The organism is Pseudoalteromonas sp. SR45-1, assembly GCF_014163655.1.
GTDB classification, from domain to species: Bacteria; Pseudomonadota; Gammaproteobacteria; order Enterobacterales; family Alteromonadaceae; genus Pseudoalteromonas; species Pseudoalteromonas distincta.
Window position 1 is genome coordinate 41802 of record NZ_JACJDR010000025.1, and the last position, 10162, is coordinate 51963.

Below are 10162 nucleotides of genomic sequence, written 5' to 3' on the forward strand. Positions count from 1 at the left end.
AGTGTTGTAATATTTTAAACAACTTATTTACAAAAAAGCCCTTAACTATGTTTAAAAATAATAAAACCTCGCTTGCCATTTTCACTGCATTTGCGGGCTTTGCTTTGACCGGTTGTGGCGGCGGCGGTAGCGGTATCGACTCAGCCCCTGTAGTTACAACACCTGTTAGTAGCAGTCCAACATGGACTGCGGGTGTATTTGAACCCTCTAACGATTTAAAAAACTTTTGCGAAACCCCGCGTACGGGTAACGATCCCTTTAATAACAACGAGCCTTACCCAGATCAAGCCGGTTCTGCCCTTTACGAAAAACTCTGGCTTCGCTCTTGGAGCGACGAAACCTACCTTTGGTATGATGAGATTGCCGATAACGATCCTGAAAGCTTTGCCACAGTAGCCGATTATTTTGCCCAATTAAAAACAGAGCAGCTTACCGACTCAGGGGCAAAAAAAGATAACTTTCATTTTTCAGAACCTACTGAAGATTACTTTCAAGAAGCGCAATCGGGCGTTACTTCTGGTTACGGTATAAATTGGGCGTTTATTGGCGATACAGCCGACCGTATTTTACGCGTCGCTTATCTTGAAGATGATTCACCTGCAAGCCAAATAGGCTTTCAACGTGGTGATACTGTACTTTCAGTTGACGGTGTTAGCATTAATACCAATACACAGTCGGGTGTAGATACGCTTAACGAAGGTTTATTTAGTCCTACTAACGGCGACTCACATACTATTGTTGTACGCAGTAACGATGGCGCCGAAAAAACATTTAATGTAACCGCTGGCAATATTGAACAAACACCGGTTCAAAATGTTAAAACGATTACAACCGCAAATGGTTCAAGCGTGGGTTACATGCAATTTAATAGTCATATAAGCATTGCCCAAGAAGGGCTTATTGATGCAGTAAATAAGTTTAAAACCGATGGTATTGATGAGCTTGTAATCGACTTTAGATATAACGGTGGTGGTTTATTAGCACTGTCGGCACAATTGGCTTATATGGTTGCCGGTAATGCCAACGTTAACAACCGCTTTTATTATCAAACTCAACAAAACGATAAACAACCCGTTGATTCGCCTTTTCCATTTATTGATGAAGAAATAGATTACTCTACTTTTTTTAGCACAGGTGAAAACCTACCTGATTTAAACTTATCGAAGGTTTATGTATTAAGCACATCAGGCACCTGTTCGGCATCAGAAGCTTTTATTAATGGTTTAAAAGGTATAGACGCAGAAGTTATTTTAATTGGCGATACAACCTGCGGTAAGCCCTATGGCTTTACCCCAACTCATAACTGCGCAACAACCTATTACACTATTCAATTTAGTGGGGTAAATAGCAAAGGATTTGGCGAATACGCTGCGGGTTTTACACCAACCCCTACGCCACAATTTGATGCTGATGTTCAAGGTTGTGAAATTGAGGACGACTTTGATCATCAGTTAGGCGACAGTGACGAGGCCGTTTTAGCCACCGCATTGTTTCATGTTGAAAATGGCAATTGCCCAATTAGAACGGCTGCTGCAAAAGCAGAGCCAGCTAATTTTTCAAGCTCTCGTGAATCTCTCATTCCTTTAAATATGCCTGAGCAATTTACCCAGCGTAATATGGACTTAACTTGGCCAACACTGAGTGAGGAAAGGTAATGGATAAATTATTACTCCCATTAGCTACCTTATTCGCTTTAGGTGGATGCCAAAGTGTAAATAGTGATCCCGCTAAACCCGCTATATTAACGAGCGTTAATCCTAGCGTTATTGCAACACTACAACAGGCAATTCAACAAGCTAAGGGAGGCGCATTAGTAACACTTTCCGATTCCGTATTTACTAAACGTAGCGAACTGCTAATTGATCATGCAATGAGTAAAGGGTCTGATGGCAGAGTAATTATGGGCGCGCATAATATAAAATCTGAGAAGTTTATTTTGCAACTACGTAATAACCAATGCGAGCTTTACTATCCTAAAAAAGAGCTTACTACAGTACTTGAAGGTGTGACCTGTAAAGAGTTATAAAGCACTTTATTAGCGTTTATAAAAAGGCGCGCAGCACATCGCTGTACGCCTTTTTCTATTTTAAAGCGTTATTACAAGTCTTCATGCGGACCAAACACTTCATAATGAATCTGCTCGTTTTTAACACCTAGTTCAAGTAACTGCTTTTTTATAAATGCCATAAAACCGGCAGGACCACATAAGTAAAAGTCGCCATTACTCAATGGTAGCTGTGCTTGTACTGCATTTAGGTTCATTAACCCAGTAAAGTCAGCGCCCTCTGTCGCTTGGTTAAACCACGTTATTGTTTTCAAGTGGTTATTCTGCGCTGTTAGATCATATAAATATTTTGAAAACGAATGTTGCTGAGTATTTTCGCAAGCATGTAAATACATAATCTCTTGATTAGAATTGTCACTTAATAACGTTTCAAGCATAGCCAGCATTGGCGTTTGCCCAACACCTGCTGAAATGAGAACCACTGGACTTGTGTTATTGCGTAAAAAGAAGTCTCCTGCCGGCGGGTATAACTCAACAATAGTGCCTTGCTCTAATGAGTGTAAATAATTAGACACCATGCCAGGCTTTGGCTGTAGCTCTTTTTTAACACTAATACGGTAGTTTTTAGCGTTACTTTTTTGTGAAATAGAATACTGGCGAATTTCTTCATATTCAGCGCCCTCTGGCTTAACTTTAATACCTAAATACTGCCCTGGTTTATGTGTAATAACAGCTTCGCCATCAACTGGCGTAAGTGTAAAACTCGTTACTAGTTCTGATTCGGCCTGTTTGTTGGTTATTTCAAATTGCCGAGTTCCCGCCCAACCACCGTGTTTATTTTTACTGTGCTCATACAAAGCAGCTTCTTCGGTTATACAAATATCAGCAAGTACGCCGTAAGCTTCGCGCCAAGCGTATTCAACATCGGGAGTAAATTGCTCAGGAAGAAGTTCTTTAAGCGTACCAATTAAGTGTGCACCTACAATAGGGTAATGCTCAGGTAAAATATTCAAGCTTGTATGCTTATGATTAATACGTGTTAGCGCTTCTTTTAATACGGCTAAATTATCAATATTTTGTGCATACGCAGCCAATGCATTAAAAAGTGCAAATTGCTGACGACCTGTATCTTGGTTCGCCATATTAAAAATATTTTTAAGCTCAGGATTATGACTAAATAAACGCTTATAAAAATGATCGGTAACAACCGTACCCGCCTGCGCTAATAACGGAACTGTGCTTTTTACAATCTCAATGGTTTTATCAGATAACATATGTATTTCCTATGGATGAACTAACCACGACGCCCATCAACACGACGCCGCGTTAATATAGGTGTGCAGTGAATTAAAAATAATGAAAAAGCTACTAACCACAGCAAAGCACTTATTTGCCAAGCAAGGTGAGGCCTAATAATAAAAGGGAGTAATGAACGAGTAATAGCGGCCACAAGCAAAAATGCAAAAGCAACAGCCATGTAATGAGGAATAGCGAGTATCCGCCCTGTATGACCATGCGATACACGCGTCATCATTGCTAAAATCATCATACCTATTGTGCCAATAGTGATTAAGTGCAGCGCATCTTTAAATTGCATTGCACTGCTATAAAAGCTAAATGCAACCATCATTAACCCTACGCCTAACGCTAAGTAGGAAAAATGTAAAGACCATAACAACGGCACTCTCAATACCTTGCTATCCCACCAACAACCAGCCCTAAGCAGGTGAAGCGCAGCAACAGTTGCAGCAACTAACGCAGGATTAATCGTGTTCAAAAACAACTTGTTGATGAAAAATAAAGTGATAGCCACAATAGATAAATACATAACAGCTTTATCTATTTTAGGAGTGCGAACTTGTGCGGCTAACCCCAGACCTTTAGCGGTAAAAAATGGTAAAACGCGGCCCGCAACAATGCCAACTAGTAAAGTAATAACCAGCACTGCGGTATCAACCACACCAAGTGCAAGCTGCATGTTTTGTTGTAAAACAAGTATTAAATACAATACATTGAGCCCACAAAGCACAGCTAAAATAGCTAAAAACGGATAGTTACTTTTGCTATTGGCTTTTAATAACATATTAGCCAACGCGGTTATGGCGCCTAGCCACCAAATAACTTGTAATGTAAGTGCAGCATATAAATTAAAATGAGCAATATCTGGCAGTACTACAAAAAATGCTAAGCGCGCTGCAAGCCATATAAACGTAAGCCACATAAGGGCTTTGCCACTTATGCTCGGCACGCCTGTCCACGTTTGTGCTGCGGTAAGTAAAAAGCCAACAGCTACAACTCCTGCAAAGCCAAACAGCATTTCGTGCGCGTGCCATAATGTCGCAGGTATCGATAAGTGCCAACTTGCATGGCCTGTTAAAATAAGTAGCCAATACCCCACTGACAAAAATGCCAATAAGCCACCGCCTAAAAAGAAAGGCCTAAAAGCTAGCATCCATAACGGCCATTGAGATACTTGATGAATAGCAACGCGTGCTGGCATTGGCTCAGTTAAGTTTATAGGGCGCATTATTTTATTTCCTGCCCTACACCATACTGAGCAAAAAAGTATTCAGCGCACGCTAGTGCCTCATGCAGTGAACTAAACTGTGTTTGATTATTTAAATTATTCAGCATTAGTGTGTTCATGGCGATCTCTGTAACTAACTACGTTACTTAGCTATTACACATACTGTGCCAACAAGTTTAATTAATTAAATTCAACAAGTTAAATTAAATCACTTTACAGTGTGAGTCTTTATGACCTACTATAAATTAACTCATAAAAACACAAATAGGTCATTTTGACGTGAACCAGCAATTCAACCTTACACAAGTTGCTCTAGAGCTTGCTCAAAGTACACTACACGAGCATAGCTTTGATCAATTACTAGCAACGGTTGAGCGGGTTATTCCAAGTGATGCAAGTGCGTTATTAGTGCTTCAGGGCGAACAATTAAAACCACTGGCAATTAAAGGATTAATGCCCGACAGTTTAGGCAGACGATTTAAAATAGTAGAACACCCTCGCCTAGAAGCTATTTGCAAAAGCACACTCGCGCTTCAATTTGCGCACGACTGCCCACTACCCGATCCATACGACGGATTACTATTAGCTAAAACCGGCGACATACCGGTACATGCATGTTTAGGTTTACCTCTTTATGATAAAAACGCGCTACTTGGCGTACTTACGTTTGATAGCCTTAACGCCAATGCATTTAACAGCATAAGCGCTGATACACTCAATACCTTACAAACGCTGTGTAGCGCGCACTTTAAAACGGCCTTAGAACTTGCCCATTACAAACAGCATGCACAGCACTCAAGTGCATTAGTACAAGAACTAAATCGTGAAGCATTAACACGTGACGGCGGTGAAATTATTGGTCAAAGTCCACTAATGCAAACACTTAAAAACGAAATTAAACTCGTTGCAGCATCTAACTTTAGCGTGCTTATATTAGGTGAAACAGGGGTAGGGAAAGAGCTTGTTGCACGTAATATTCACTTAAATTCAGCTCGCAAAGATCAACTGCTTATTCACTTAAATTGTGCATCGCTTCCCGAAAACCTCGCTGAAAGTGAATTTTTTGGTCATGCGAAAGGGGCTTTTACAGGCGCACAAAATTCGCGCCAAGGTAAATTTCAATTAGCTGATGGCGGCACGTTATTTTTAGATGAAATTGGGGAACTACCCCTTGCCATGCAAAGTAAACTATTACGAGTGCTACAAAGTGGCGAAATACAAACGGTAGGAGAAGACACGCCAAAGTACGTAGATGTACGCGTCATTGCCGCAACCAACAGAAATTTAAAAGAAGAAGTAGCTCAAGGTCGCTTTAGAGCCGATTTATACCATCGCCTCAGTGTCTACCCTATTACTGTGCCACCACTTAGTAAACGCGAGCACGACATAACACTCTTAGCTGGTTATTTTATTGAGCAAACAGCCCGTAAATTAGGGATAAAACAATTAAAACTAAGCCCTGAAGCGCAAGTACTGCTTAATCAGTACAGCTGGCCAGGTAACGTGCGCGAGCTTGAACATGTCATTAGCCGCAGCGCCCTAAAAGAAAAACAAAGCCAATGGCAAAATCCGATAATAACCATTACAAGCGAGCACTGTGACTTAACACCGAGTGCGCCGCAAAACTCTCTAGTAGCAAGCCAAAGTACAACCAACACCTTAATCAACCAACCTTTAAAGCAAGCTGTAGAATCGTTGCAATACAACGTAATTACCGAGCAATTAAAGAAGCATAACTACAACTGGTCAGCAGCAGCAAGAGTACTTGAATTAGATAGAGCAAACTTAGTACGCTTGGCTAAACGCCTAGGGATAGAAGTAAAAAAAACACTATAATCATTTAAAATACAGCTAACACGCTGCTAAAACTATTGATTAGCAGCTAACTTACTAAAGTGTGTTTTTAACAACCCTGCAAAAGCTTGTACTTTAGCAGTACGATGCACTAAGTGATGCGTGACTAACCATACATCGGTAGGCCAGCTTAACTCACTGTGCAATATAGGCACTAAATCAGGATATTGCGCCGCTACGTCATGTTGTAATCCGCCAATGCCTAGCCCTTTAATGATTGCACGAGTCGCTTCTGCAGTTTCAGATACTCGCAGCTTTATTTGCGATGCAGGAATGTGCTCATCAGCCCATGCAAAATAAGGCACGCGGGCATTAAAACCTGCCACGCCCGATACAAAGTTATGTTGTTGTAAATCAATTAATAATTTAGGCATACCGTATTTATTAATGTAACGTTTATTAGCGTATAAACCCGATGAAAGCTGCGCCAAATGCTGAGCAATATAATCGCCTTCATCAGGTCTTGGGCCTGCACGCACTGCAATATGTGCTTGTCCGTGATCGAGCCTTAGCCTTTTTTGTTCTAAAATAACCTCAAGCTGCACTTGTGGATGTAGCGCCTGAAATTGCTCACATACATCACCAAGGACATCCATGAAGCCACTTACCGTCGTTAGCAACAAACTACCTCTAAGGGTGCTATCGGCCGCTACTATATCGTTATGTAACTGCTCTAAGGAGCTATGGATTGTTTGTGCTGTTGCAAATAACTTGGTGCCAATTTCAGTAACCTTGTAGCCACGAGCATGGCGATGAAAAAGCCGTGCATTTAAGTTTTTTTCAAGATTATTAATTCGCCTAAGCACTGTGCTGTGGTGCACATTAAGCTCCTCGGCCGCTGCTGTTAGCGTGCCTAACCGTGCTACTTCGAACGCAACTTTAACGTCTTGCCAATCTTCAAATTTTATCGCCATGCTGCCTACCTTTTACTTATGTGCATATACGCACACAAGTGTTGCGTTTATTAGGGTTTTCTACAAGTGAAATTTTGCTACATTAGTCATGTAACTTAAAACATTAAAAGGCCACTACCATGTCAGCACCAAAAATTATCGCCCTAGCTGGAAGCCTTCGCCAAGAAAGCTTTAACCAAAAAATTATTAATGAGGCAGCACGTTTTGCTCTACAAACAGGTGCTGAAGTAGAAGTAATAAAACTAAACGAATTAAACATCCCACTATTTAACGAAGATATTGAAGCGCAAGGTACACCAAGCGATGTACAGCTTTTAAAAGATAAGCTACGTACAGCCGACGGTATTTTACTAGCAAGCCCAGAGTACAACGGCTCTATTACCGCAGCACTAAAAAATGCGATTGATTGGGCATCGCGTACAGAGCAAGGTGCTGTTCCTGCTTTTCGTAATAAAGTGGTTGCTTTGTTTGCAGCATCGCCTGGTGGGCTTGGCGGCTTACGCGGTTTAAATCATGTGCGTGATATATTAAGCGGCATTGGATCGTTAGTACTTGCCGATCAACTTGCAGTACCCGCTGTGCACACACTGTTTAATGAGAATGGGCAAATAAATGAACCTGTAACGGCTGAAAAAGTATCAGCCCTCGCTCATCAGTTAGTAAGCGTTGCAAGTAAGTTAAGATAACTTGCACGCCTAAATAACTAATTACTTTGTCGCTGCTATTTTGGCGGCGATAAAGTCGGTATGCGTTACATATAAAAGCCCTGCTACTTTACGTATAACGTAGTCTTCTTGGGGATCTATTTCTCCATCGGCATACGCTAAGCGCCATAATAACTCTATTATTTCTATTCGCTGCTCCGCGCTACAATGCTCATTAATCTGTTTTGAAAACTGAAAGTAATCTATCGAATCATCTAAGCTACTTGCCGCATTATTAGTAAGCTCATTAACCTCAGTGTCTGTTAAATTAAAGTACTTTTTTAAGGTTACAGTCAGGGTTCGTTGTTCATCATGTTCAAGCTTGGTATCTGCGCGCATAACTTCAATTAATAATGCAGCAACCGCTGTTTTTAAGTCGTGCTCTTGCATACTTGGCTGCTGTTCATCGAATACAGCAAAAAGTTGTTTTATTTGTTTGAACATCACACTTTCCCTTTTTGGGTGTTAGACTAATACGTAAAGAAATCGACCTTATTACTCTTATTAATGGGTATAAAGTTCGCAAATTAAAGGATACATTTTATGAAAGGAATAAACACACCACGCTTATTTATAGGCGCTACGCTGGTGGCCCTTTCGAGTGCAAATACTGCACTTGCTGAAAAAGCCGAAACCGAGAAGCTCTACGACTTTGATAACAAAGTACATTACTACCAAACACAAATTGGCGAAGACAACTATAAAATAGAAATCCAGTCAGACGATTACAAACACTTTACCAATCAAAGTGTATTTTTGTTACGTCATGCTGACCGTCTATGCCGCGGCAATACCTTTATGTTGAAAGTACTTGAAGGCGTGCAAGAGTACGAACGCTTTCCAACAAAACCACGCGCTTACCAACCTGATTTAAGTGTTTTACTCCAATGCGAAACTAAAGAAGATACAAGTAAGGGTAAGTAACCTTATTTATAACCCCAAGGTGCTGATGGTGGAGTAATCGGTTTAGTTAAATCAAAATCCACCTTAAACTCACGTCCTTGGCGAATTAATCGATAAGTAAATACTTCTGGGTAAATATACATTTGCCATGTATTACCTACAGACTGCGCAAGACCTTGTTTTACAAATAACTCTTTAGAGTATTGGTCTGCTGGAAACGACTGTATCTGCGCAGACCCTGCATCAAGCGTATGGCCACCATACATAGTTGATGCGTCGTCTGTTCCATCTTTATGACGATGATCGTGCTTTAAACTCAAGCCGCTACCCGTTTTAGTTATGATCCACGTACGTGATGCATCGTCTCCTACATGAAACGGTACTTGTAACTCAGTCTCACCACATTTACGTACATGCATAACCAGTTTTTTATCTGTAAATGAGCTTGGGCCTTTCGCGTTATCTACCGCTACTTCACCTTCAAAAGCTTTACCACAATGCGCTGCAATACTATTAAAAAAGGCATCATGAGTAGGAATAGACACTAACGGTGCAGGGCGTGCAAAGGCTGTCGATGAAGCAAGTAATAAAGTTGCTGCAGTTAATAATTTCATTTGTTTCTCGTTATAGTTATTTTAAAACACCTGTAATAGTACAGTTTTCTTAAGTACTTTATTAGAAGTATCTAAATAAAAATGAGAACAGGACAACTAGATAAAATTTTAAGTAATGATTAACGACTAAATATCTCTGCACTCATTAACAATCCTACTTTTATAAATATTAATTGCACACTCCGAGATGTGATTTTAACGTCGGGAGTCGCTACGCTCGCCCTACGTAATGAGTGTTGGTATAAGAGTCTATTAATTGAGCGTATTTTACTTTTCTGCAGACGTAAAAAAGCCCGACTATTTCTAGTCGGGCTCTCTACAATTTGAAGCCTGGTAATGTCCTGATGTCGTAGTGCCCACAGCGGTAGAAAGTCACATAGCAAATGCTACACTATCGTTGGCCGGGGCTCGCCTTCGAGCTGTTTGGTTTCACTACTGAGTTCGGCATGGGCTCTTGGCTATTTACTAAATCCCAGAAAGCAAAAAACCCGTCACATTGCTGTAACGGGTCTCTACAATTTGAAGCCTGGTAATGTCCTACTTTCACATAGCAAATGCTACACTATCATCGGCGCTGTTTCGTTTCACTACTGAGTTCGGCATGGAATCAGGTGGGTCCAAAACGCTATTGTCACCAAGCA

Annotated in this window: 10 protein-coding genes and 1 rRNA gene; 5 read left to right on the plus strand and 6 right to left on the minus strand. The window is 40.8% G+C overall.

Annotation, left to right across the window (positions count from 1 at the left end; all coding sequences use genetic code 11):
- Window positions 1–47 precede the first annotated feature (47 nt).
- Together H5089_RS19195 and H5089_RS19200 are read left to right on the plus strand one after the other, a co-directional pair.
- Window positions 48–1655 carry a S41 family peptidase gene (locus H5089_RS19195; RefSeq protein ID WP_182692764.1) on the plus strand — a complete coding sequence of 536 codons (1608 nt, stop codon included), beginning with the start codon at window positions 48–50 and terminating at the stop codon, window positions 1653–1655.
- Window positions 1655–2026: a hypothetical protein gene (locus tag H5089_RS19200; RefSeq protein ID WP_182712894.1), complete on the plus strand. Its 372-nt coding sequence runs from the start codon at window positions 1655–1657 to the stop codon at window positions 2024–2026. The genes H5089_RS19195 and H5089_RS19200 overlap by 1 nt, the downstream gene beginning before the upstream one ends.
- A gap of 71 nt (window positions 2027–2097) precedes the next feature.
- Here H5089_RS19200 and hmpA read toward each other — a convergent pair whose 3' ends face one another.
- On the minus strand, window positions 2098–3279 hold the full coding sequence (gene hmpA, locus H5089_RS19205; RefSeq protein ID WP_024605008.1) for an NO-inducible flavohemoprotein: 1182 nt from the start codon (window positions 3277–3279) through the stop codon (window positions 2098–2100).
- Between the two features lie 20 nt (window positions 3280–3299).
- Window positions 3300–4532: an NnrS family protein gene (locus H5089_RS19210; RefSeq protein WP_182712895.1), complete on the minus strand. Its 1233-nt coding sequence runs from the start codon at window positions 4530–4532 to the stop codon at window positions 3300–3302.
- A gap of 279 nt (window positions 4533–4811) precedes the next feature.
- Here H5089_RS19210 and norR point away from each other — a divergent pair, with 279 nt between their 5' ends.
- Window positions 4812–6368: a nitric oxide reductase transcriptional regulator NorR gene (gene norR / locus H5089_RS19215; RefSeq protein ID WP_182712896.1), complete on the plus strand. Its 1557-nt coding sequence runs from the start codon at window positions 4812–4814 to the stop codon at window positions 6366–6368.
- A gap of 32 nt (window positions 6369–6400) precedes the next feature.
- On the opposite strand, the gene H5089_RS19220 is transcribed toward norR, so the two are convergent.
- Window positions 6401–7300 carry a LysR family transcriptional regulator gene (locus tag H5089_RS19220; protein WP_138489798.1) on the minus strand — a complete coding sequence of 300 codons (900 nt, stop codon included), beginning with the start codon at window positions 7298–7300 and terminating at the stop codon, window positions 6401–6403.
- 119 nt (window positions 7301–7419) lie between these two features.
- On the opposite strand from H5089_RS19220, the gene H5089_RS19225 reads away from it, so the two are divergent.
- Window positions 7420–7986, plus strand: coding sequence for an NADPH-dependent FMN reductase (locus tag H5089_RS19225; protein WP_008138682.1), 567 nt, complete (start codon window positions 7420–7422; stop codon window positions 7984–7986).
- Window positions 7987–8007: 21 nt separating this feature from the next.
- On the opposite strand, the gene H5089_RS19230 is transcribed toward H5089_RS19225, so the two are convergent.
- Window positions 8008–8448 carry a TerB family tellurite resistance protein gene (locus H5089_RS19230; protein ID WP_154904115.1) on the minus strand — a complete coding sequence of 147 codons (441 nt, stop codon included), beginning with the start codon at window positions 8446–8448 and terminating at the stop codon, window positions 8008–8010.
- Window positions 8449–8547: 99 nt separating this feature from the next.
- Between H5089_RS19230 and H5089_RS19235 the strand changes: the two genes are divergently transcribed.
- Window positions 8548–8928 carry a hypothetical protein gene (locus tag H5089_RS19235; protein WP_039489163.1) on the plus strand — a complete coding sequence of 127 codons (381 nt, stop codon included), beginning with the start codon at window positions 8548–8550 and terminating at the stop codon, window positions 8926–8928.
- 2 nt (window positions 8929–8930) lie between these two features.
- Here H5089_RS19235 and H5089_RS19240 read toward each other — a convergent pair whose 3' ends face one another.
- A complete protein-coding gene (locus H5089_RS19240; protein WP_182712897.1) occupies window positions 8931–9521 on the minus strand; it encodes a hypothetical protein in 591 nt (196 codons plus the stop codon).
- Window positions 9522–10045: 524 nt separating this feature from the next.
- Window positions 10046–10160, minus strand: a 5S ribosomal RNA gene (gene rrf, locus H5089_RS19245).
- Window positions 10161–10162 lie beyond the last annotated feature (2 nt).